This window comes from Mesorhizobium qingshengii, from assembly GCF_900103325.1.
Classification (GTDB): domain Bacteria; phylum Pseudomonadota; class Alphaproteobacteria; order Rhizobiales; family Rhizobiaceae; genus Mesorhizobium; species Mesorhizobium qingshengii.
Window position 1 is genome coordinate 90,813 of sequence record NZ_FMXM01000023.1, and the last position, 23,181, is coordinate 113,993.

Annotated in this window: 22 protein-coding genes; 14 read left to right on the plus strand and 8 right to left on the minus strand. The window is 65.1% G+C overall.

From position 1 onward, the window contains the following. Positions 1-112: 112 nt before the first annotated feature. Positions 113-1,189 carry a diguanylate cyclase domain-containing protein gene (locus BLS48_RS28250; RefSeq protein WP_091584992.1) on the minus strand — a complete coding sequence of 359 codons (1,077 nt, stop codon included), beginning with the start codon at positions 1,187-1,189 and terminating at the stop codon, positions 113-115. A gap of 240 nt (positions 1,190-1,429) precedes the next feature. Here BLS48_RS28250 and BLS48_RS28255 point away from each other — a divergent pair, with 240 nt between their 5' ends. The 5 genes from BLS48_RS28255 to BLS48_RS28275 all read left to right on the plus strand — a co-directional run bounded on the left by BLS48_RS28255 (position 1,430) and on the right by BLS48_RS28275 (position 7,769). Beyond that, entirely contained in the window at positions 1,430-2,473 is a 1,044-nt protein-coding gene (locus BLS48_RS28255; protein WP_091584994.1) for a LacI family DNA-binding transcriptional regulator, read from the plus strand. Between the two features lie 63 nt (positions 2,474-2,536). Then, on the plus strand, positions 2,537-3,784 hold the full coding sequence (locus BLS48_RS28260; protein WP_091584996.1) for an ABC transporter substrate-binding protein: 1,248 nt from the start codon (positions 2,537-2,539) through the stop codon (positions 3,782-3,784). A gap of 196 nt (positions 3,785-3,980) precedes the next feature. Next, on the plus strand, positions 3,981-4,910 hold the full coding sequence (locus BLS48_RS28265; protein ID WP_091584998.1) for a carbohydrate ABC transporter permease: 930 nt from the start codon (positions 3,981-3,983) through the stop codon (positions 4,908-4,910). Further along, complete coding sequence (locus BLS48_RS28270; protein ID WP_091584999.1) at positions 4,910-5,767, plus strand: carbohydrate ABC transporter permease; 858 nt, start codon at positions 4,910-4,912, stop codon at positions 5,765-5,767. The genes BLS48_RS28265 and BLS48_RS28270 overlap by 1 nt, the downstream gene beginning before the upstream one ends. Before the next feature lie 22 nt (positions 5,768-5,789). Then, entirely contained in the window at positions 5,790-7,769 is a 1,980-nt protein-coding gene (locus tag BLS48_RS28275) for a glycoside hydrolase family 127 protein (protein WP_091585001.1), read from the plus strand. A gap of 4 nt (positions 7,770-7,773) precedes the next feature. Here BLS48_RS28275 and BLS48_RS28280 read toward each other — a convergent pair whose 3' ends face one another. Together BLS48_RS28280 and BLS48_RS28285 are read right to left on the minus strand one after the other, a co-directional pair. Further along, entirely contained in the window at positions 7,774-8,502 is a 729-nt protein-coding gene (locus BLS48_RS28280) for a gamma-glutamylcyclotransferase (protein WP_091585003.1), read from the minus strand. Between the two features lie 152 nt (positions 8,503-8,654). Further along, entirely contained in the window at positions 8,655-9,563 is a 909-nt protein-coding gene (locus BLS48_RS28285; protein ID WP_091585045.1) for a LysR family transcriptional regulator, read from the minus strand. Positions 9,564-9,661: 98 nt separating this feature from the next. Here BLS48_RS28285 and BLS48_RS28290 point away from each other — a divergent pair, with 98 nt between their 5' ends. From BLS48_RS28290 to BLS48_RS28300, 3 genes are all read left to right on the plus strand, one after another. Continuing rightward, positions 9,662-10,879 carry an MFS transporter gene (locus BLS48_RS28290; protein WP_091585005.1) on the plus strand — a complete coding sequence of 406 codons (1,218 nt, stop codon included), beginning with the start codon at positions 9,662-9,664 and terminating at the stop codon, positions 10,877-10,879. 70 nt (positions 10,880-10,949) lie between these two features. Then, on the plus strand, positions 10,950-11,642 hold the full coding sequence (locus tag BLS48_RS28295; RefSeq protein ID WP_091585047.1) for a DUF2270 domain-containing protein: 693 nt from the start codon (positions 10,950-10,952) through the stop codon (positions 11,640-11,642). Between the two features lie 203 nt (positions 11,643-11,845). Further along, on the plus strand, positions 11,846-14,053 hold the full coding sequence (locus BLS48_RS28300) for a cation:proton antiporter domain-containing protein (protein WP_091585049.1): 2,208 nt from the start codon (positions 11,846-11,848) through the stop codon (positions 14,051-14,053). A gap of 46 nt (positions 14,054-14,099) precedes the next feature. On the opposite strand, the gene BLS48_RS35795 is transcribed toward BLS48_RS28300, so the two are convergent. Further along, complete coding sequence (locus BLS48_RS35795; RefSeq protein ID WP_091585008.1) at positions 14,100-14,243, minus strand: hypothetical protein; 144 nt, start codon at positions 14,241-14,243, stop codon at positions 14,100-14,102. 383 nt (positions 14,244-14,626) lie between these two features. Here BLS48_RS35795 and BLS48_RS28310 point away from each other — a divergent pair, with 383 nt between their 5' ends. Continuing rightward, positions 14,627-16,891, plus strand: a complete 2,265-nt coding sequence (locus BLS48_RS28310) for a PAS domain S-box protein (RefSeq protein ID WP_091585010.1) — start codon at positions 14,627-14,629, stop codon at positions 16,889-16,891. A gap of 16 nt (positions 16,892-16,907) precedes the next feature. Next, positions 16,908-17,276 (plus strand): response regulator, encoded by a 369-nt coding sequence (locus BLS48_RS28315; protein WP_091585012.1) that lies wholly within the window; start codon positions 16,908-16,910, stop codon positions 17,274-17,276. A gap of 230 nt (positions 17,277-17,506) precedes the next feature. Here BLS48_RS28315 and BLS48_RS28320 read toward each other — a convergent pair whose 3' ends face one another. Continuing rightward, entirely contained in the window at positions 17,507-17,920 is a 414-nt protein-coding gene (locus BLS48_RS28320; RefSeq protein ID WP_091585014.1) for a DOPA 4,5-dioxygenase family protein, read from the minus strand. Between the two features lie 247 nt (positions 17,921-18,167). Between BLS48_RS28320 and BLS48_RS28325 the strand changes: the two genes are divergently transcribed. From BLS48_RS28325 to BLS48_RS28335, 3 genes are all read left to right on the plus strand, one after another. Further along, on the plus strand, positions 18,168-18,398 hold the full coding sequence (locus BLS48_RS28325) for a hypothetical protein (RefSeq protein WP_091585016.1): 231 nt from the start codon (positions 18,168-18,170) through the stop codon (positions 18,396-18,398). Positions 18,399-18,812: 414 nt separating this feature from the next. Beyond that, on the plus strand, positions 18,813-19,730 hold the full coding sequence (locus BLS48_RS28330) for a ketopantoate reductase family protein (protein ID WP_244529935.1): 918 nt from the start codon (positions 18,813-18,815) through the stop codon (positions 19,728-19,730). 28 nt (positions 19,731-19,758) lie between these two features. Next, the gene (locus BLS48_RS28335; RefSeq protein ID WP_091585017.1) at positions 19,759-20,499 is read left to right on the plus strand and encodes a class I SAM-dependent methyltransferase; all 741 of its coding nucleotides are present in this window, start codon (positions 19,759-19,761) and stop codon (positions 20,497-20,499) included. A 58-nt stretch (positions 20,500-20,557) separates the two neighbouring features. Here BLS48_RS28335 and BLS48_RS28340 read toward each other — a convergent pair whose 3' ends face one another. After that, positions 20,558-20,953, minus strand: coding sequence for a hypothetical protein (locus tag BLS48_RS28340; RefSeq protein ID WP_143019527.1), 396 nt, complete (start codon positions 20,951-20,953; stop codon positions 20,558-20,560). Between the two features lie 51 nt (positions 20,954-21,004). Between BLS48_RS28340 and BLS48_RS28345 the strand changes: the two genes are divergently transcribed. Continuing rightward, on the plus strand, positions 21,005-22,441 hold the full coding sequence (locus BLS48_RS28345; protein WP_091585021.1) for a LuxR C-terminal-related transcriptional regulator: 1,437 nt from the start codon (positions 21,005-21,007) through the stop codon (positions 22,439-22,441). 175 nt (positions 22,442-22,616) lie between these two features. Here BLS48_RS28345 and BLS48_RS35800 read toward each other — a convergent pair whose 3' ends face one another. Together BLS48_RS35800 and BLS48_RS28355 are read right to left on the minus strand one after the other, a co-directional pair. Then, on the minus strand, positions 22,617-22,763 hold the full coding sequence (locus BLS48_RS35800; RefSeq protein WP_167365272.1) for a hypothetical protein: 147 nt from the start codon (positions 22,761-22,763) through the stop codon (positions 22,617-22,619). A 112-nt stretch (positions 22,764-22,875) separates the two neighbouring features. Then, on the minus strand, positions 22,876-23,181 hold a 306-nt coding region (locus BLS48_RS28355; protein WP_143019528.1), incomplete at its 5' end, for an IS30 family transposase.

The following is a 23,181-nucleotide window of genomic DNA, read 5'->3' on the forward strand; positions in this document are numbered from 1 at the left end:
CGCTTCCATAGCACCCTTTCACGAACGCCCCGCATGCCAAATGAAGATAAGCACCACGGCACGCATTGGAGAGAGATGAGCCGGCCCGATGGACAAGGCCCGACGACCGGCCTCAAGCCGCGGCGCTGCGGCCTTTCACGCCGGCTTCGGTCTTGAAAATACGGAAGGTATTGCGGCCCGCCGCCTTGGCGGCATAGAGCGCGGTGTCGGCCTGCAGGAACAGGTCGCACGGCGCGCCTGTAGCGGCGAAGGCGATGCCGACCGAGGCGCCGAGCTTGAGCGACTGGCCGCCCGCAGCGACCGGCTTGCCCATCGCCTCGATGATGCGGCGCGCCAGGCCGGAGACAGCGCCACGATCGAGATGCGCTCCAAGCAGCACCGCGAACTCGTCGCCGCCGACGCGCGCCACCAGATCCGCCTCGCCGCAGACATCGGCAAGCCGCTGCGCCGCCGTCTTCAGGCACTCGTCGCCGACGACATGGCCGAACGTGTCGTTGACCGCCTTGAAGCCGTCGAGGTCGATCAACAGCAGCGCGCCGAGCGGGCGGCCCTCGTCCGTATGGGCGAGCCGCGCCTGGAACCGGCCGCGGTTGGCAAGTCCGGTCATGGCGTCGAATTCGGCCAGATGGCGCATCCGGTCCGACTGGCTCTTCTCCTCGGTGATGTCCTGCTTGATGCCGAAGATGCGCACGGGCACGCCGTCCTCACACTCGACGGTCGCGGTGATGCGGATCCAGCGGCTGCGCCCGGCGAAAGTGGTGATCTCGGCGTCGAGGGTGAAGCCGCTGCGCTCTTCGATCGCCCGGCTGCGCATCGTCTCCAGCGCCTTGCGCGACTCCGCGGGATAGCACTTGACGATCTCCGCGCGATCGAGCGCTGAGCCGCGCGGCAGGTCGAACAGGTCGTAGACCACGTCGGTCCACTGCAGCTGCACGTCGGGCAGACTACACTCCCACACGCCGAGGCGCGCGGCCACCGAGGCGCGGTCGAAGATCTTGCGGCTGTGCGCCAGCGAAACTTCCTGGCTGGCGATCAGCGCCGCCTGTGCCGCGAGTTCGGCCTTGAGCCGGGCGATGGTGGCGGCGTCGCGACGACGCTCGTCGGAGCGGCTGCCGTTCCCCTCCCGCCTGCCGGCGCGCGGAGCATCGGCCCGCGCCGGGCCTTTCGGAATGTAGGGCGTATCGGGCATTGCGGAGCTCTGCTGTCCTGGCGGGCGACTACCATGGCGCCCAAGCCATTAACACTTCACTTCCAGTGGCCCCGCTTCCCTGACCCAGGATACTTTTCCCCTTGAACGACCAACCAATCTGGCCTAGCCTTGGCTTGAGAAAAGGTTTTCCCAAACATTTCCGATCAGGCTTGGCCATTGGCCGGGCCTCATTGGGGTCTGAAAGAGAAAACCTTTTCCCAACTCAGGATTCTCGACGCGATGGCATCGGACGATCAGCCTGTTCCGGTCTTTTCCAAGCCAGTCACCTTGCGTGACGTGGCGGCACGGGCCGGCGTCAGCGTCGCCACCGCCTCGAAGGCGCTCAACGACCAGGGGCGGATGACCGCCAAGACGCGCGAGCGCATCCGCGAGACGGCCCGGCATCTCGGTTTCCGGCCCAACAGCCTGGCGCAAAGCCTGCTCAGGCGGCGCAGCTTCACCGTCGGCCTGCTCACCAACGATACCTATGGCCGCTTCTCGCTGCCGCTGATGTCGGGCATTTCGGACGCGCTGGTCGACAATGGCGTCTCGGTGTTCCTGTGCAATGTCGAGGAGGATCCGCGCCTCGGCCAGTTGCATGTCGACGCCATGCTCGACAAGCGCGTCGACGGCATCATCGCCACCGGCAAGCGCATCGACCGCCATCTGCCGGTCGACCTCGGCAATCTGCGTGTCCCGGTGATCTATGCCTTCACCCAGCCCGATCCCGACGCCATCGCCTTCGTCTCGGACGACGCCGGCGGCGCGCGGCTGGCCGTCGAACATCTGTGCCGGCTGGGCCGCAAGCGCATCGCCCATGTCACCGGGCCGGCGAGCTTCGCCGTGGTGCACGCCCGCGCCCAGGCCTATCGCGACGTGCTCGCCGAAAACGGCTTGCCGGTCACCGAACCGCTGCTCGGCTCCTGGTCGGAAGCCTGGGGCCATGAGGCGGTGGCGCACCTGTTCGACGGCAAGCGCGAAAGGCCGGATGCCGTCTTTTGCGGCAACGACCAGATCGCGCGCGGCGTCATCGATGCCTTGCGCGAGCGCGGCCTCGGCGTCCCCGGCGATGTCGCCGTCATCGGCTTCGACAATTGGGAGATCGTCGCCGAGGCGACGCGCCCGCCGCTGACTTCTGTCGACATGAACCTGGTCGCACTCGGACGCGAGGCCGGGCTGACCCTGCTGTCGCTGGTTGGCGGCCAGCCCGCCGCGCCGGGCATTCGAAAACTGCCGTGCCGGCTGGTGGTGCGTCAGTCCTGCGGCCATCCGCCGGATGGCTGAAAACGAAGCGCCGCGTGATCGGCGCCAAGCCGCGGACAGCGGCCAACCGTGGAGGAGGAGAACATGAGGAACCTGATTGCCAAACTGGCCCTGGCCGCTGCCGTTCTGGGTAGCGGTCTCGGCACTGCCGCCGCCGAAACCGCCAACATCTGGGTGCGCGCCGACGGCTCGAACTTCATGCCGAGGATCGTCGACGCCTACAACAAGGCGCACAAGGACCAGATCAAGCTCGACATCATCCCCAACGCCGAGATCATCCCGAAATATGGTGCCGCCGCCGCCGGCGGCACCGCGCCCGACGCGCTGTCGCTCGACCTGATCTACACGCCGTCCTTCGCCGCCGCCGGCCAGTTGGAGGATATCACCGACTGGGCCAAGTCGCTGCCCTATTTCGCCAGCCTGTCGCCGGCGCATGTGAAGACCGGCACCTACAAGGACCACATTTACGGCCTGCCGTTCTCGGCCGACGCCTCGGTGCTGATCTGGAACAAGAAGCTGTTCAAGCAGGCCGGCCTCGACCCCGAAAAAGGCCCGACAAACTGGGCCGAGATCGCGGCCGACGCCGAGAAGGTCAACGCGCTCGGCGGCAACATCAAGGGCTTCTACTTCTCGGGCAATTGCGGCGGCTGCAACATCTTCACCTTCACGCCGCTGATCTGGGCTTCCGGCGGCGATATCCTCTCCGAGGACGGCTCGAAGGCGACACTGGACAGTCCGCAGTTGCGCGGCGCCATCGATCTCTACCGCTCGATGGTCAAGAAGGATCTGGTACCGGCGGGCGCCCAGACCGACACCGGCGCCAACTTCTTTGCCGCCTTCGCCGCCGGCAATATCGGCATCTCGCCGTCCGGCGCCTTCGCCATCGGCGCGCTCAACACCCAGTATCCCAATGTCGACTACGGCGTCACCTTCCTGCCGGGCAAGGACGGCAACTGGTCGTCCTTTGCCGGCGGCGACAATTTCGTCGTCACCAAGGGCACCAAGAAACTGCCCGTGGTGAAGGAGTTCCTCGATTTCGCCTATTCGCTCGAGGGCCAGACCATCCTCGCCAAATATGGCAGCCTGCCGGTGCGCGGCGACATCGCCAAGGACGCGCTCAAGGATCTCGATCCGCGCTACCAGATCGCCGCCGAGGCCATGGCCAAGGGCCGCACGCCCTATTCGGTGGTGTTCAACGATTTGATCAACTCCGCCAACGGCCCGTGGACGCAGATGATCAACGAGGTCTTCTTCGGCGACGACGTCGATGGCGCGATCGCGAACGCGCAGGAGACCATGCAGTCGATCATCGACCAGGCGCCGCAGAAGTAGCGGCCGCCTGCCGGCCGCCCGCCTGTCTCCCTGGGCGGGTGGCCGGCGCGCCTTACCCTCCCCCTTGTGGGGAGGGTCGCTGCGAAGCAGCGGGGTGGGGTCAACGCCAGTTACCCCCACCCGGACCTGCGGTCCGACCTCCCCACAAGGGGGAGGTAGGGCGGCCAATTGGATCCGACGCAAGAACAGGCCAACCATGACCACCATCGCAACAACCACCACCGCCCCGCCCCGCGCCAGAAAACTGGCCGGTGCCGGGCGCCGGCAGTGGATCGGCCTGCTCTATGTCGCGCCCGCTGTCGCGCTGGTCGTCGTCTTCTTCCTCATCCCGCTCGGCATGACGGCGTGGATGTCGCTGCACAATTGGCCGCTGATGGGCGAGCACTCCTATATCGGCCTCGACAACTATGTCGCGATCCTGCGCGACACCAGGTTCTGGAACGCGCTCAAATTCACCGCCTACTACACCGTGATCGTCACCATCGCGATCTTCGCGGTGGCGTTTCCGCTGGCGCTGTTCGTCGAACGGCCGCGCCCGCTGACCAATCTCTACCGCACCATGTTCTTCATGCCGGCGGTTGTCGGTTTTGCCTCTGCCAGCCTGCTCTGGTCATGGCTGCTGAATGTCGATTCCGGTCTGTTCAGCCCGGCCGCCTACGACCTTGGCCTGATCGACAAGAAGTTCAACCTGCTGGCCACCTTCCAGCCGGCCTTCTGGTCGATCATCGCCATGGTCGTGTGGAAGGTCGCCGGCTTCACCATGATCATCCTGATGGCCGGCCTGCAGTCGATCCCGCAGGATCTGCAGGAAGCGGCCATCATCGACGGCGCCGGGCCGTTCGCCAGGTTCAGGGCCATCACCTTGCCGCTGATGCGCCGCACGCTGGCGCTGGCGCTGATCCTGTCGGTCGCCGGCTCGATCCTCGCCTTCGACCAGTTCTACATCATCCTGCGCGGCGGTCCGCGCAACCAGACGCTGACGGCGGTCTACTGGATCTTCAACCAGTCCTTCGTCTCGTTCAAGCTCGGCTATGGCGCCGCGCTCTCCATGGTGCTGCTGGTCATCCTGGTGGCGCTCAGCCTCGTGCAGCTGTGGTTGCTGCGCAAGCCGGAGGGCCTCGACTGATGGCGCAGGCCGCCTCCCGCAACCGCCGGCTCGCCGCCCGAATCGCGGAGCATTCGACCGGCATCATCGCCTCGCTGCTGTTCGCGGCGCCGATCGTGTGGGCGGTGCTGTCGACCTTCAAACCGGCAGCCGAAGCGCGCCTGCCACCGCTGCCGCCCTGGCCAACGTCGGGGTTCTCGCTGGAGAACTATGCCACGCTCGACACCTTCGGCGACGGGCTCTGGGTCTCGGCGCAGAACAGCATCTACGTCTCGGTGATGACCGTGGTGCTGTCGGTCATCGTCAGCGTGCTGGCCGGCTACGGCTTTTCGCGCTTCCGCTTCCCGTTCAAGGACCTGTTCTTCATCCTCATCCTGTCGACCATCATGATCCCGTTCCAGTCGATCCTGACGCCGATCTTCCTGGTGCTGACCAAGCTTGGCCTGCACAACACGCTGACCGGCCTGGTCGGCGTCTATGTGACGCTGCAACTGCCATTCTCCATCTTCATGATGCGCAACGCTTTCGACGCGGTGCCGCGCGAGATCGAGGAGGCCGCCCGCATGGACGGCGCCAGCAACGTCACCATGCTTCTCAAGGTGATGCTGCCGCTGGTCTGGCCGGGTGTCGTCACCATCGCGCTGTTTGCCTTTCTCGGCGCCTGGAACGAGTTCCTCGCCGCCCTGGTGCTGATGACCGACCAGTCCAAATTCACGCTGCCGGTGATGATGACCGCGCTGCAGTCGGGCCGCTTCGGCGCCATCGACTGGGGCGCGGTGCAGGCCGGCGTCACCGTGATGATGGTGCCTTGCCTCATTCTCTTCCTCGCTTTGCAGCGCTTCTACATCCGCGGCCTCATGGCCGGGGCCGTCAAGTAATTCGACCGAATGGAGTAAGTTCATGACCGCATCGCCATCCGCAAAAACCGGAAAACCGAAGCTCGCCTTCCGCCCGCTGCCGGTGCCGCAGGTCGACGTGCACGGCTTCTGGGGCGACCGCGCCGACGCGGTCGCCGCGCGCACCGCCGACATCCTCTACGACCGCTGCGTCGAGGCCCGCATGCTGGAGCAGATCGACCCCGACCGGCCCTCGCCCGGCGTCGTCATCCCGTTCCACTCGCCCTCGCCCGACGAAGCCGACCGCCAGGGCGCGGAATTCACCGGCTCGACGGTGACCACGCAGATGTTCTGGGATTCCGATCTCGGCAAGACGATCGAGACCGCGGCCTATTCGCTCTACCGGCGCAAGAACCCCGAACTGGAAAAGAAGATCGACGCCGTCATCGACATGTATGGCAGGCTGCAGCAGGAGGACGGCTATCTCTCGAGCTGGTACCAGCGCATCCAGCCGGGCAAACGCTGGACCAATCTGCGCGACTGCCACGAACTCTATTGCGCCGGCCACCTGATCGAGGGCGCGGTCGCCTACTACCAGGCGACCGGAAAACGCAAGCTGCTCGACATCATGTGCCGCTATGCCGACCACATCGCTTCGGTGCTGGGGCCTGAGCCCGGCAAAAAGAAGGGCTATTGCGGCCATGAGGAGATCGAACTGGCGCTGGTCAAGCTGGCGCGGGTGACCGGCGAGAAGAAATACATGGAACTGGCGAAATACTTCATCGACCAGCGCGGCCAGCAGCCGCATTATTTCGACGAGGAGGCGCGCGCCCGCGGCGCCGACCCGAAGGCCTACCATTTCAAGACCTATGAATACAGCCAGTCGCACATCCCGGTGCGCGAGCAGGACAAGGTCGTCGGCCACGCGGTGCGGGCGATGTATCTCTATTCGGGCATGGCCGACATCGCCACCGAATATGGCGACGACAGCCTGCGCGTGGCGCTCGACCGGCTGTGGGACGATCTCACCACGAAAAACCTCTACATCACCGGCGGGCTCGGGCCGTCGGCGCACAATGAGGGCTTCACCAGCGACTACGACCTGCCTAACGAGACCGCCTATGCCGAGACCTGTGCCGCGGTCGGGCTGGTTTTCTGGGCCAGCCGCATGCTCGGCATGGGGCCGAACGCCCGCTACGCCGACATGATGGAACGTGCGCTTTACAACGGTTCGATCTCGGGCCTGTCGCTGGATGGCTCGCTGTTCTTCTATGAAAATCCGCTGGAAAGCCGGGGCCGGCACAACAGATGGAAATGGCACCGCTGCCCGTGCTGTCCGCCCAATGTCGGGCGCATGGTGGCCTCGATCGGCAGCTATTTCTACAGCCTGGCGGACGATGCGCTGGCGGTTCATCTCTATGGCGACTCGACCGCCCGCTTCGACATTGGCGGCACCGCAATCAGCCTTGCCCAGGCGAGCCACTATCCCTGGGACGGCGCCGTCGAGATCACGCTCGAGCCACAGGCGCCAGTCGAGTTCACGCTGCATCTGCGCATACCGGCGTGGAGCAGCAGCGCGGCGCTCGAGATCAATGGCGAGGCGGTCAAGCTGGCGGAGGTCACCAGCGACGGCTATGCCGCGATACGGCGCACATGGAAAAAGGGCGACCGCGTCCGGCTCGATCTCGAAATGCCGATCGAACGGCTCTACGCGAACCCGCGGGTGCGCCAGGATGCCGGTCGCGTTGCGCTGTCACGCGGTCCGGTGATCTACTGCGTCGAGGCGACCGATAATGACAGCCAGTTGCATCGCCTGACGCTGCCGAGGACGGCAAGTGTCGAAGCGCGGGATCGGCCGGAGCTTCTCGGCGGCGTGGTGACGCTTTCAGCCACCGCGCAAGCTGACGCCGGCGATGGCTGGCAGGGCGGGCTCTACAGATCCGAGCCGCCGGCCACCACACAGACGCGCCTGACCGCCATCCCCTACTTCGCCTGGGACAACCGCGAGCCAGGCGAAATGCTGGTGTGGCTAAGGGACGGGTGAGGCGTCAGGGGCGCGTCCGTTCGATCTCATCGGCCACCAGTTGCTGCAATTGCCACAGATTGCGGTCGCGGATGCCGCAGGCGTCGAGGTGACGGATGGTCTCGAACAGATATTCCGCGCCCGAACCCCAATGGCCGACCGCCCTGGCCAGCGTCGCCGCGATCGCCCGCTTGTCGAGCTTGCCGGCATAGCGTGGATTACCGGGGTCGACGACAAAGCCGAGCGCCCGCGAGGCACTGTCGCCTGTCCTGACCTGCAGCCAGCGCGGCACGTTGACGGCGGGAAGGATGGTCATCTCGCGGCGCAGCAACGCTTCGAGATTGGCCGCCACCGGCTCGGCGATCTCGAACACCATGCCCTGGCACTGGCCGCCACGGTCGAGCGCCATCATCAGGCCGGGCTGCTCGATGGTGCCCCTGAAGCGCTGCACGGTGAAGCAGAACGACCGATGCCAGCCGGTCGCCACCGCCCGATCGCCACCCCTCACCTCGCCGGCCGGCTTCCATAGCAGCGAACCATAGGCGAACAGTTTCAGCGGCCCGGCCGGAGCCGTTGCCAGCACCTCGTCGCGGAAACGCGCATAATCCGCGTCGGTCATGGTGACCATGCCCGGCACCGGCCCAGCATCCTCGACCGCGCGCAGCGTGCGCGCGACCAAATCCTCGGTCAGCGCCATCGGCGTTTTGCGAATGGTGGGTTTTCGGGCCGGCTTGCCGGACATGGCTTTGTTCATTCTCGCGTCCTCAGCCTTACCGTCATCTTGCTGAAAGCAGTTCAAATCTCAAGGGTCAGGGTCATCCAGACATGGAATCAGAATCTGAGCAGCCACGCTCAACAGCTTGGCCGGATTCAACAAATGCTCGCGACGGCCAGTTGGTCGCCAACTCAAGACACCAGCGGCATCGGCACCTGAAGCCCTTCGATCAAGGCGTCGCGGAACAGCGCGATCGGGCGGCTGAGCCGGCCGGCGGGCGGGCGGTGCAGCAGCCAGGCGCGCACTTGCGGCTTGAAGTCCGGGCAGTCGATGACCTCGACGGCATCGCGCCACCGGCTGTCGGCGAAGGCGCCCGGCGTGACGATGCCGATGCCGTGGCCGCGCGCCACCAGCGACATTCTGAGATCGACGCTGAGCGCCTCCACCCCGACCTGGAACGGCAGCCGCGCGGTCTCGAAACTCTGGCGGATGAAGGCGCGAAAGCCGCAGCCGTTCTCGTTCATCACCCAGGGGAAGCGCGACAGCGAGGCAAGGTCGGCGGGCCCGGGCACGCCAAGGCCGGGGGACGCGACCAGCAGCACCGACTGCAGGCCGAGATCGTCGCGCACGAGTTCGTCCGGCGGAGTGACGCCCTCGGCGAGGCACACCGCCACCGCGTCGAGCTCGCTGCGCGCCACCTGCTCGACCAGCCTTGGCGACCAGCCGGAAGAGATGCGCAGCGTCAGCCGCGGAAACGCGGCGCGCAAGGTGTCGAGCGGCAGCGCCAGCGCGGCATCCGAGAGATAGGGCATGATGCCAAGCCGGAACTCGCCCTTGACCCCACCTTGCGGCGACACGCCGGCCTTCAAATCCTCGAGCGAGCGCAGCACGCGCCGGCCATGCTCATACGCCTCGCGCCCGGAAGCGGTCGGCTTCAGCGGCTTCGACTGGCGGTCGAGCAACGCCGTCGCCAGCCCATCCTCGAGGTTCTGGATGCGGCGTGTCACGCCCGGCTGGGTGAGGTTGAGCCTGGCCGAGGCGCCGACGATCGAGCCGGTTTCCACCACGGCGATGAACGCTTCGAGGTCATGGATATTCATGCGCATCTCGCATAATCATTATCGAATTGATTGAATTGTAGCATGATAACAGATCGGCATAAAGTCCTCGCACGATATGCAATTTCATTGAGGACCATATGCTCGACACCAATGACGGCCAACTGGCCGCGCCGGCCGCGACCATCACCGGCCCGCAGACCCTGCTGTTTGCCACTGCGGTCGGCGTCATCGTCACCAACCTTTTCGCGCCGCAGACGCTGGTCGGGCTGATCGGGCCATCGCTCGGCGCCAACGCCGCGAGCGTCGGCCTCGTCGCCATGGCCACCCTACTCGGCTATGCCACCGGCCTGTTCTTCCTGGTGCCGCTCGCCGACCTTGCCGAAAACCGCGCCCTGATCCTGCGCATGCTGATCGCGGCGGCCCTCGCGGCGGGCAGCGCCGCACTGGCGCCCACCGCGCCCGCGCTGCTGATCGTCCTGTTCATCCTCGGTGCGGCCTGCTCGGCGATCCAGATCCTGGTGCCGATCGCCGCCTCGATGGCGCCGCCCGGACAGGATGGCCGCGTCATCGGCGATGTCATGAGCGGGCTGATGGTCGGCATCCTGCTGGCGCGGCCGCTGGCGAGCCTTGTTGCCGACGCCTGGGGGTGGCGCGCCTTTTACGGCCTCAGCGCCGCCGCCCTCGTCCTGCTCGCCTGCGTGCTCGCCTTCACCTTGCCGCGACGGCGCCCGGCTGCGAGATCATCCTATGGCGCACTGATCGCCTCGCTGTTCGATCTGCTGCGCGACGAGCGGGTGCTGAGGCGCCGGGCGCTGACGGCGGCGCTGGTGATGGCGGCGTTCAGCCTGTTCTGGACGGCGGTGGCGCTGCGCCTGGCGCAGCCGCCCTTCGACCTCGGCCAGCGCGGCATTGCGCTGTTCGCGCTGGTCGGCGCCGGCGGCGCGGTGGTGACCCCGCTGTTTGGCCGCGCCGGCGACCGTGGCTGGACGCGCTCGGCCACCATCGCCTGCCATCTCGTGCTGATCGGCGCGATGGCCCTCGCGGGCTGGGCGGGGTCAACCGAATCCGCAACCGGATGGTGGCCACTGGTGCTGATGGGCCTCAGCGCCGTGTTGCTGGATATCGGCGTCACCGGCGACCAGACGCTCGGCCGCCGCGCCATCAACCTGCTGCAGCCGAGGGCGCGCGGCCGCCTTAATGGCCTGTTCGTCGGCATCTTCTTCATCGGCGGCGCCATCGGCTCGATGCTGGCGGGGATCGCATGGACATTGGGCGGCTGGCCCGCTGTCTGTGCCATCGGTGCCGCCTTCGGCATCGTCGCGCTTCTGGTCGACTGGATCGGCGGGCCGGAGTGAACAGGTCGCCGCGATCTGCGACAGGGAACAATGTTGCCGGCAAACTGTTCTAGTCTTGCCGGAGGATGCCATGAACGATGCGTCGGCAAAGCCCGCGGGTCCCGTCCTTTCATCGACGGAGCGCGTGAACACGCTGTCGCATTTCCACCGCGCCGAGATCGCGCGCATGGCGGGATGGCGCGATCGGCTCGACAGGACGACGAACTGGGCGATCACCGTGGTGGCGGCGATGCTTTCGGTGTCGCTATCGACGGCCAGCGCGCATCACGGCGTGCTGCTGTTCGCCATGCTGCTGATCCTGCTGCTGCTGTGGATCGAGGCGCGCCGCTATCGGTTCTTCGACTTCTACCGGGCCCGCGTGCGCCAGTTCGAGCGTCATTATTTCGCGCAGATCTTCTCCCCGCAGCCCGACTTCGCCTCGGATTGGCTGCTCATCGTCGGCGAAGGCCTGCGCGCGCCGAAGTTTCTGCTCTCGCAACGCGCCGCGTTGGCGCGTCGCCTGCGCCGCAACTACATCTACCTCTTCCTGATCCTGCTGCTGGCCTGGGGTCTGAAGATCTCGACACCCAGCCTTCAGACCGCGGCTCTCCGGACCGGGTTCGCCGGATCGCTTCGCGAGGCCGTCGACGGCGCCGCCCTTGGTCCCATTCCTGGTGTGGCGATCATTGTCATTGTGGCGGCATTCTATGCTAGCCTGCTCGCCATCGTCTTTTTCGCCGCGCGCGACGACGGCGAGCTTTCCTTCGGCGACGTCCACGTCTGAGGCCGGCGCCTGACGACGGTTGCAACGCAAACGATGGCCGGCGCGTTGTGACGGCCAGTCCACCGCGGTGTTTGAGGGAACCCATGAACTGTCAATCGGCAACCACGCCACGCATTGTTGCGGCGATTGTCCTGCTGGCCGTTCTCGCCCTGGCGTCGGCAAGCCATGCCTTTGCCGCGCAGCCGGTCGGCCACGCCTCGGGCATGGGCGGCTCGGCGGAGGGACTGTTCGTCGCCGAGATCGTGCTTCTGCTTCTGGTCGGCCGCGGCCTGGGCGAGATCTTCCAGCGTTATGGCCAGCCAGCGATCATGGGCCAGCTCATCGGCGGCATACTGCTCGGGCCGTCGCTGTTCGGCTGGCTGTGGCCTGACGCGCAGCACCTGATCTTCTCGACCGACCCGGCGCAGAAAAGCATGATCGACGCCGTCTCGCAGCTCGGCATTCTCCTGCTCCTGCTGCTGACCGGCATGGAGACGGATCTGCGCCTCGTGCGCCGGGTGGGGGCCGCCTGTTTCTCGATCTCGATCACCGGCATCATCGTGCCCTTTGCCTGCGGCTTCGCACTGGCGCAATTCCTGCCCGCCACGCTGTTGCCCGAACCGACGCAGCGCATCGTCGCCGGGCTTTTCCTCGGCACGGCGCTGTCGATCTCCTCGGTCAAGATCGTCGCCATGGTCGTGCGCGAGATGAACTTCATGCGCCGCAATCTCGGCCAGGTCATCATCTCCTCGGCGATCATCGAGGACACGATCGGCTGGCTGATCATCGCCATCACCTTCGGCATCGCCACCAATGGCAGCCTGCAGGTGCTGCCGCTGCTCACCACCGTGGCCGAGGTGGCGCTGTTCATGGTGTTCTCCTTCACACTCGGGCGCCGCCTGGTGTTCACGCTGATCCGCTGGAGCAATGATTCCTTCCGCAGCGAATACGCCGTCATCACCGTCATCCTCATCATCATGGGCGTGATGGCCCTGATCACCAATCTGATCGGCGTCCACACCGTGCTCGGCGCCTTCGTCGCCGGCATCCTGGTCGGTGAATCGCCGATCCTGTCCGACCACATCGAGGGTCAGCTCCGCGGCGTCATCACCGCTCTGTTCATGCCGATCTTCTTCGGCATGGCCGGCCTCTCGGCCGACCTCACCGTGCTCACCGATCCGACGCTGGCGCTGCTGACGCTGGCGCTGGTGGCCATTGCCAGCATCGGCAAGTTCGGCGGCGCCTTCATCGGCGGCAGGCTGGCCGGCATGTCGCTGAAGGAGGCCATCGCCGTCGGCAGCGCGATGAACGCGCGCGGCTCGACCGAGGTCATCGTCGCCAGCATCGGCCTGTCGATGAACATCCTCTCGCACAACCTGTTCACCATGATCGTCACCATGGCCGTCATCACCACGCTCGCCATGCCGCCAATGCTGCGCTGGGCGCTCGGCCGGCTGCCGGTCGGACATGCGGAGAAGCAGCGTGTCGAGCGCGAGTTGCTCGACGAGCGCGGCTTCGTCTCGAAGCTGGAGCGGCTCCTGCTGCTGGTCGACGACAGCCCGGTCGGCAAGTTCACCGCCTATCTGGCGGGGCTGGTCGGCGGCGGCAGCGGCATGCCGACCACCCTCCTCCACCTCAAGGATGGCAGGATCGCCGGCCCGGCCGGCGACAAGGGCCCGGAACGGGCGCGCAACGAGGTCAGGAAGGGTGCCGCGCGAAGCGCCAGGGCCGTCAGCAAGGCCGAGGACACGTCGGTCGAGAAGGTGCATCTGACCACCCGCACGAAGTCCGAAGCCACCGCCGACACGATCGCCCAGGAAGCCCGCAAGGGCTACGGCCTGTTGCTGGTCGGGCTGGAGACCATGATGACGGCCAAGGGATCGTTCACCGGGACGCTCAACGACATCACCGGCGGTTTCGACGGTCCGCTGTGCCTGGTGCTGAACGGCGCCAAATCCGCGGCCAAGATGCCGGTTCTAAAAGCCGGCACCACCATCCTGGTTCCCGTAAACGGCACGGAAGTCTCGCGTCGCGCCGCTGATTTCGCCCTGGCGCTGGCACGGCCGCACCGGGCGCGGGTCAAGGTTCTCTATGTATCGCAGGCGGCACGGCAAGGGGCCACCTCCGTCTCGCACCGGCGCGAGGAAGCCATGCTGAAGGATATCGCCGATCTGGCCGCTCGCTATGGCGTGCAGGTCGACACCGCGCTGCGCACGCGTGCCACGCCCGACAGGGCGATCGCCAGGGAGGTCGCCAAGGGGGCTGCGATGGTGGTGATGGGCGTCACGCAAAGGCCGGGTGAAGAGCTGTTCTTCGGCGATACCGCCACGGCGGTGCTTGCCGCCGTCGCCTGCCCGGTCGTGCTTCTGGCCAGCGAGCGTATCCGCCCCACGGAAGCCAGGACGGAGGCGGGCGGCGGGCTCGAAAAATAGGCGCGCGAAAATAGGCGCGACTTGAACGAGGGGCCGCGCTTGCGCGCTACAGGCCGAAGAACTGCCGGCCGATCACGTAGCCCAGCGCGACCACGACCAGCGGAAACAGCGCCGGCGCGACCTTGCTGAAGAAGGAGTCCTTTGTGTCCTTTGGCGGCACATAGCGTGCGTTGCCGAGATTCTTGGTCATTGCGACCCCCCGCATGACGACTCATTAGTAGCCGCTTAATAACAACATGCCCGGATTAACGGCTGGCAAAGAAATCGGATTAACGGCTGGCAAAGAAAATAGATCGAATAGCAGACCATCGCGTGGGCAAGCCTGTTGCATCCGAAGGAAAATACCCATGCATCGGGAACCGATCAGCCCTGTCCCGGGTTCTGGCCCTCGGGGGATGCACATGATCACGATCTCATCGAATGCGAGAAAGTCCGGCAGCGCGCGCTCGTGGCGCGAAGCTTCATGGGCTGTGACGGCTGATGGTGGGACAATGGTGAGCGGCTCCCGGTACCTGACACGTTTGCGACGACCAATCGAAATTCGAACAAACGCCGGCCGACCCGCGAGACGCCATGCCACCAACCAGTAAAACCGCGATAGAAGATCGTCGTCATGCCTTCCTCGCCGGCGGCGGCCAGCTCGGCTGCCTGATCGCTACGTTCGACTGGGCCTCGACCTCGATCGGACCGATCGAGGTCTGGCCGCAAAGCCTGAAGACGGCGGTGTCGCTGATCCTGCGCTCCAACGTGCCGATCGTCATGCTGTGGGGCGAGGACGGCGTCATGATCTACAATCATGCCTATTCGGAATTTGCCGGCGCGCGCCATCCGCGACTGCTCGGTTCCAAGGTCCGCGAAGGCTGGCCCGAAGTGGCCGACTTCAACGACAACATCATGAAGGTGTGTCTGGCCGGCGGCACGCTCGCCTATCGTGAGCAGGAGCTGACGCTCAACCGAACCGGAAAACCGGAACAGGTGTGGCTCGATCTCGATTATTCACCGATTCTCGACGAAAGCGGCGAACCAGCCGGCGTCGTTGCCATCGTCATCGAGGTGACCGGGAAAATTGCCGCCGAGCGCTGGCAGGCGAGCGAGCGCGACCGGCAGCGCCAGATGTTCGAACAGGCGCCGGGCTTCATGGCCATGATGTCTGGGCCTCGACATGTGTTCGAGCTGACCAACGCGGCCTACATGCAACTGGTCGGGCACCGCGACGTGATCGGCAAGCCGGTTCGCGAGGCCCTGCCCGAGGTCGAAGGCCAGGGGTTCTTCGAACTGCTCGACCAGGTCTTCGCCTCTGGCGAGGCATTCATCGGTTACGCGCTGAAGGCCGAGCTGCAGCGCACGCCTGGTGCCGCGAGCGAAGAGCGCTTCATCGACCTCGTCTATCAGCCGGTGCGCAATCCCGCGGGCGAGGTGTTCGGCATCTTCGTGCAAGGTGTCGACGTCACCGACCGGCTGATCGCCGAACAGGCGCTGCGCCAGAGCGAGACCCAGTTCCGCACTTTCGCCGAGGCGATGCCGAACCACGTCTGGACGGCGACGCCGGAGGGGCTGCTCGACTGGTTCAACCCGCGCGTCTACGATTATTCGGGTGCGAAGCCGGGCGAGCTCGACGGCCATGGCTGGGCCGATATCGTGCATCCCGACGACATCGTCGCAGCCGCGGAAAAGTGGCAACTGGTGCTGGCCGCCGGCACATTCTACGAAACCGAATTCCGGCTGCGTCGGCATGACGGCATCTATCGCTGGTTCATTGCGCGCGCCGTCCCGATCCGCGATGCCGACGGCGCTATCCTGCGCTGGATCGGCACCAACACCGATATCGACGATCAGAAGCAGGTGGCACAGGCCCTTCTGCAAAGCGAGCGCCGCCTGCAGCTGTCGCAAAATGCAGCCGGCATCGCGGCACTCGAACTCGACATCGCCAGCGGAACCGTGGTCGGCTCCGAGGGCTTCTGGGGTCTTTGGGGGCTGTCGCCGCGCGAAAGCGTACACATCTCCGTGCTGGAAAACATCGTCATTCCGGAGGACAAGGACGTCCGCTCCAACCGGGAGACGCGCGAGCAAGGCACCGCCGTGCCGGCCGTGGAATACCGCATCCGGCGGCCCGACACCGGCGAGTTGCGCTGGCTGTCGCGCCACATCGATTTCGTCCATGACGAGGCCGGCAAGCCGGTCAAGATGTTCGGCGTAATGCAGGATGTCACCGACCGGCGCGAGGCACAGGCACGGCAGGAGCTGCTGACCCACGAGCTCGAACACCGCATCAAGAACATCCTGGCGATGGTCGCTGCCATCGCCTCGCAAACCTTGCGCAACACCGATATCGCCACCGCGAGCGCCACTTTCAACGAGCGCCTGCGCGCGCTCGCCAACGCCCATGACATCCTGAACAAGACCCGCTGGACCAGCGCCTCCATCCGCCAGGTGGTCGACAACACCATCGCCGCCTTCCCGCTCGAACAGATCTCGATTTCGGGCCCGGCGCTGCCGATCAACCCGAAGATGGCGCTGACGCTCGCGCTCGCCGTCAACGAACTGGCCACCAACGCGCTGAAATACGGCGCGCTGTCGACACCGGACGGCAAGGTGGCGATCGAGTGGTCGCTGCAGCCGTCGCACGACAGGCCCGGCGACATCAGGCTGATCTGGCGCTGGCGCGAAAGCGGCGGCCCGCCGGTGACGCCGCCCAGCCGGCGCGGCTTCGGCCGCTTCCTGATCGAGCGCGTCTTCGGCACCGACTTCGGCGGAGCGGTCCGCATCGACTACCACCCCGACGGCGTCGAATGCGTGCTGGACGCACCGGCACCCCAGTTGCCGACAGCACCTTACTGACTACATAGGGCATGCCATGACCACTCAGAGCCTCGTCACCGTCCTTGTCGTCGAAGACGAAGCCTTCCTGCTGTTCGCCATCGCCGATGATCTGCGCGAGGCGGGCTTCGACGTGCTGGAGGCGAGCAACGCCGACCAGGCGATCCGCATACTGGAGAGCCGGCAGGACATCGCCATCCTGTTCACCGACATCGACATGCCGGGTTCGATGGATGGCCTGCGCCTGTCGGCTGCCGTGCGCGACCGCTGGCCGCCGGTCAAGATCATCATCACCTCGGGCAAGCAACGGCCGGCCCGGGACGCGATGCCGAGCGGTGGCGTCTTCCTGCCCAAGCCCTACGCGCCCACGGCTGTTGCAGCCACCATTCACGGCCTGCTCGCCTAGAAAGAACAGGCGAGACCGGAAAAGACTGTTGGCGAACAGCAAGTTGGCGCCAAATCTCGATTCAACGGATGAACATCGACCTGCCGCCCGAGACGGAATCGCTGCGGTTCGTCCGCCGACTTGAGGAAGAATTGCTCTCCCCGTCCGCGCCTCGGCCTCGATCTCGGAAATCGCGTTTGCCTGCGGATTTGCTTCCAGCGCGAATTTCTCGCGGGCTGCGCTGGGAACCGCTATGCCGGCAGGGTCGGTTCGGTGTTGGGCGGCAGCGCCTCTTCCGCCTCATGATCCTCCGGAAGGATATCGCCGTGCACTGCCAGCGGCCGGCCGATCCAGATCGGGTCGACCAGATGGTCGCGCCGGGGGTTGGTCGTGTTCGGATGGATGAGGATGCTGAGCTCCCCATGGTTCAGCATCAGCCACGGAACGAGCGAGCCGAAAATCTCGTTGGCGAACGAGACCTGGTACATGGCCTGGTCATGCGGCCCGACCTTCTGGTCGTGCCAGGCACCCAGGCGAACGCTGAAACGTTCCGCGATGCGAAGGCGCAGCCATTCGGCATGTGGCCGCTCGGTTTGCCCGCCGTAGTAGATGTGGGCATGATAGCTGGCAATCTCCGCGAGCGGTCTTGGACTGGCTTCATTCACCTCGCTATCCTCCCTCGATGATTGTCGCTCCCGGCAGAACTGTATCCGAAGCACGGTCGCCTTGTCTGCAGCCGGCTTCGCCGCCGGTTACTAGCGTCGCGAATTGGCTGACATCTACCCGTGCAAGTTCGAAGCGCCGCTGATGTCGCTCCAAAACCCGGGCACTGCGCACTGACTGTCTCATCAGTATCGGCGGAGCCGCGAATCTGTGCTAAGCCGCCGGCCAACCAACCAAAGGAAGACACCTGTGAACGAACCGACCGTGGCCGAGGCGACCGAAAATATCTATGCTTCGCTGCGGGCGGACAATGCCGACATCGACGCACATATAGCGACGCTCAAGGCAGCGCTGGCACGAGAGGGGATAAAACAGGCGGTGTTCGATCCGGCCAAGTTGGCGCAGAACAACCGCTCGGGCCGCAAGTTGATGCAGGCTTATTTTCGGCAGCGCGGCGTGAGCGTGAGGTTTTCGGACTAGGAGAACCGCGCGCGGGCGATCTCGAGCGCGCCCGTTGCTCGGCCGGTCCGGCGTTTGCCAACTGGAAGTCGGGACTGCGCCGCATACCGGTCGTAGAAGCGAACTTCGCCTCCGCCCGGAAGCAGACATAGAGCGTCTCCACATTGGAAGTCATGTTCGCACCTCATAGCGGACGAAGACGCTATGGGAACATTCGGCCATAGCCATTTGCCGATATCTGCTCGTGACCCCAAGCGCATGAGCGCGGCATGCCGGGCGATAAGGTAGGCGAGGACCAGTCGTGATCGGCTTGCCGTCGGACGTCTACCCTGTCGGCTGGCCTTATATCCAAGGAAATGCTAATGTTAATCGGGCCGGCGAACGCCATTCCAGCTTCGCGCGGCCAATGGCGGAAGCTGGCGTCGAGGGGACGGCATGCGGATCGCAATGGTAGGAGCGGGCGGCATCGGCGGCTACCTCGGCGCAAGGCTCGCCGAGGCGGGGGGCGACGTCCGCTTCATTGCTCGCGGTGCCCATTTGCAGGCAATGCGCCGGGACGGCCTGCGAATTCAAAGTGATATCGGCAACGTCTTTCTCCCCATTGTGTCCGCGAGCGACGCGCCGGCCGACATCGGTCCCGTCGATCTCGCGATTTTTGCGGTCAAGCTGTATGACAGTGAGAAGGCCGCCGCGGCCCTTGGACCGCTTATCAGCAGGGATACGCGTGTGGTGACGTTGCAAAACGGCATCGACAGCGTCGACACTCTCGGCCGTTATGTTCCTGGCGACCAGGTGATTGGCGGAGCCACCTACATATCCGGTTTCATCAACAAGCCGGGAGAAATCGTTCATGCCGGCGGACTGCCTCAGGTTCTCGTTGGCGGGCACCGGGATCGCCTCATCCAGGCCCTTCAGGAACTGTGTGATCGAGCGCGCGGGCTGGACTTGAAACCGGTCGAGGATATCGACAGCGTCCTGTGGGAAAAGTTCGTGACACTGTCCGCGTTCGCGGGAGGAACCTCGCTCTTGCGTTCCGGGATCGGTCCAATCCTCGAAGACCCTGAAGCTCGCATCTTTATCGAACAGCTGCGGGACGAAGGGATGGCGGTCGCCGCCGCGGCCGGTCATCCGATGACCGACGGTTTCGTGGACCGCGTCATGGCCCGATGGACCGCGCTGCCTCCTCACGGGAAATCGTCGATGGCCAACGACCTCGAAAGAGGAAAGCCAATCGAGGTCGCCTGGCTTTCCGGACGGATGCACGAACTGGGCATCAAGTTCGGTGTTGCGACCCCCGGCCACACGGCGGTCTTCCGCGCCTTGCATCTCTACGCAGCGGGTGCCGCCCCTTAGCCCCATCAATGTTCCTTGGGAGGATAACATGGCAAGTTCGTCGAGCGAGAGCATGCCGGTGACGACAGCTGACGAGGCAACCGGCACCCAGGACATATTCAACAAGGAGCTGGAGACTTATCGCAGGGTCGTGGCCACCAACCTCATGTTTCACCGCGAGGTCTACGGGCTCCTGCGCGATCTGCTCGTCGAGCACGCTCCAGAGTCGTTTCGATTCCTCGACGTGGCGTGCGGCGATGCCGCTGCCTCCGCCGCGATGCTGAAGACGTCGGCGATTGGCGGCTATGTCGGCATCGACCTGTCGGAAGCGTCGCTGGGGCTTGCCGCTCGCGCGCTCGAAGATCTCCCGTGCCCGGTCGAGTTGCGCTGTGGCGATTTCGCGGAAGCGATGGCGAACTGGTCGGAACCCGTCGACGTGATCTGGATCGGCATGTCGCTGCACCACCTGGCGACCGAAGGCAAGGCAAGGCTGATGCGGCACGCCCGCAGGGCCTTGGGCGGCGTGGGCCTGTTCGTCATCTGGGAGCCGACCCTGTTCGAGGGAGAGGATCGCGCCGCCTGGCTCGCCCGCTTCTCCTTGCAGCGCGATAGATGGTCAACCCTTTCCGACGAGGAGTTCGCTTCCATGAAACGGCATATGCTTGTGGCCGATTTCCCCGAAACCGCCGACACTTGGCTCCGCATGGGGCGGGATGCCGGATTTCGTCGCGCGGAGGAGATTTTCATGATGCCGAACAGGATGGGCAGGGTATTCCGCTACTGGAACTAGCCACGTCGGGGCGACCATGTCATCGGATCTGAAACCGAGCGCCAGAACGACTTGGCGATCAGCCTGCCAGGCCGCAAGGCGGCTGGGCCCCGACGGGAACGATCTCATAGCCGACGTCGATCAAGCGGAGTTTCATCTCGTCGAAATGCCGCTTTGAGCCGCTGACGATCGATTCAGGCGCGTAGTTCCAGCCTTTACGGGCGGCATTGGCCAGGATGTCGGCATAGAGGCGCATGCTGGCGATTTTCACGTCCGACTCCAGCAGCTGCCTGCATCCGCTTGCGAACGACGGCGGCGGCGCGGCGGACGAACCCAGGATCGCGGATACCAGCGCAATCGGAACAGCTCGCATGAGAGTCTCCCTTGGCCCATTGCAACCCATTTGCTGTAAGGGAGCTTGCATCGAGTCCGCATGCGTTGCGATCGGGCAGATGATGTATTCGGCCTCCTGCATTTGTAGTATTTTGCCTCGGCAATTGCCGAAACCGTGCCGATCGGGTCTGCCATGAGCCGCATCGCGACATCTTCGCCAGGTCACGACGCGCTGTCCGATCGGGAGCGCGCGGTGGCGGAAAAATTCGCCGCCGGACTGACTTATCGCGAGATCGGCGAGGCGCTGTTCATCGCCCCGTCGACCGTGCGCACCCATCTCGCCTCGATCTACGACAAGCTCGGCGTGCGCAACAAGGTCGCGCTTGCCTCGCATATCAATGGCGCCAGCGCGGGGATGGACGGGCTGTCGCCAGACGGCTCTCCCGTGCTCGCGATATTTCCCATCGAATGCCTGAATTCGGAAGAGCGCTGGCGCCGCTTTGCCGACGGCCTGTCGTCGGACATCACCATCGACCTGGCGCGCTACGCGGATTTGCCAGTCATCGCCTTCCACACCATGAAATCCCTGGGCAGCAAGCCCGCCAACTTCGCCGCCGACGGCAAGGCGCTTGGCGCCACCTATATCGTGTCGGGCCAACTGCGCGCCGACGAGCGGCGGGTTCGGTTGTCGATAGAGCTCGCCGACGCGGGCAATGGCGTCAACCTGTGGAGCGAGCGCTACAACCGTCAGGTCGAGGATATCTTCACGCTGCAGGACAGCCTGACCGAAAGCGTCATCAATGTGATCGCCGGCAGCTACGGAGCGCTTGCCACGGTCGGCCGCAACGCGATTCGCCGCAAACCGCCGGCCAGTCTGCGGGCCTACGACTGTTATCTGCTTGGTGTTGAACAGCAGGACACATTCAGCCGCGCCGGCACCGCCGAAGCGATACGCCTGTTTTCACGCGCGCTGGAGCTTGACCCCACCTTGGTCAGGGCCTGGACCGCGCTTGCCTATGCCTATTCGATCGAGGGCGCCAACGGCTTCGGCGACGATGCGCAGGGCTCGATCGAGAACTGGCGGGCGGCGGTTGAAAACGCGATTCTGCTCGATCCGATGGACAGCGTTGCCTGCAATTGCCTTGGCGATCTCAGGGGATGCCTCGGCGACCTCGCAGGAGCCGAGCGCGCGTATCGCCGCGCCTTCGAATATGGCTCCAACCATGCCGATACACTGGCGCTGCTGGCCGGCAGCAAGGCGCTGGTCGCAGGCGATCCGGCCGAGGCGATGCCGCTCATCGAGCGCGCCATGCGCCTCAATCCGCTGGCCCCACCTTGGTATTTCGGCATGCTGGGCCGCATCCTATTCACGGCCGGCAGGCACAGGGAAGCCATCGCGGCGCTGCGCAGAAGTACGCTGGATTCTCCGAATGTGCTGTTGTTTCTGGCGCTGGCGCATAGGGCCGTGGGCGAGGCCGCCGAGGCGGCCAGGATCGAAGCCCGCCTGAAAGCTGAATTCCCGGACTTTTCGGTCGAAGGCTTCATCACGGGCTATCCCGTGACCAACCCCGACGCGGTGCACGCCATTCGCCACTTCGCCAACTGGCAAGGCGCGACTGAGACCCTGTGAGGCGTCCGACTCGAGCTGGCGTGAGAGCCCAGGTCCTGGTCGCCGATGACAGCGCGCCGCGCCCCCTCACCCCCCGCCAGCCTCGGCATCAGAAAAATCTCCGCCCCTTTTGGGCGCGACGAGATGAACCGCTTCTACGAGCACTCGCCAAGGTCGGCATCAACCTGTTCTATGGCTACGACGCCAGGAAAACCAGCTGCGCGCCGACGACCAGCGCCAGATGACATGCTCGCTGCACGGGCGTGCCCGGCCGGCCGCCGACGAGGCCGAGCCCGATCCTAGCCGGCAGGCGCGAGATCGAGGAAGGTATTGCCGCGATCACGACGACCCTGCGGGAGCGGCAGACGTTTTTGCTGTGAGGCTTGGGTGGACCGGTGATCGACCGTCGCAAACGGAATCCGGAATGGCTGCTTTGCGCCGGTGGGTTCAATAGGTCATTGCAACACCTTCTGTAGCCTATCGGCGGGCGTTTCGAAGTCCAGGATTTTTCGGGGGCGCTGATTGAGCCGCAGGGCAACGGCGTTGAGTTGGTCCTGCGAGACGTGGGAGAAGTTGGTAGCTCTGGGGAAATACTGCCTGAGCAGACCGTTGGTATTTTCGTTGCTGCCGCGCTGCCAGGGAAGGCGCGGATCGCAGAAGTAGACCTGTAGGTCGGTGGCAACGGTGAAGCTCTTGTGCCGAGCCATCTCCTTGCCCTGGTCCCATGTCAACGAGCGCCGCAACTCTTCGGGCAATGTGCT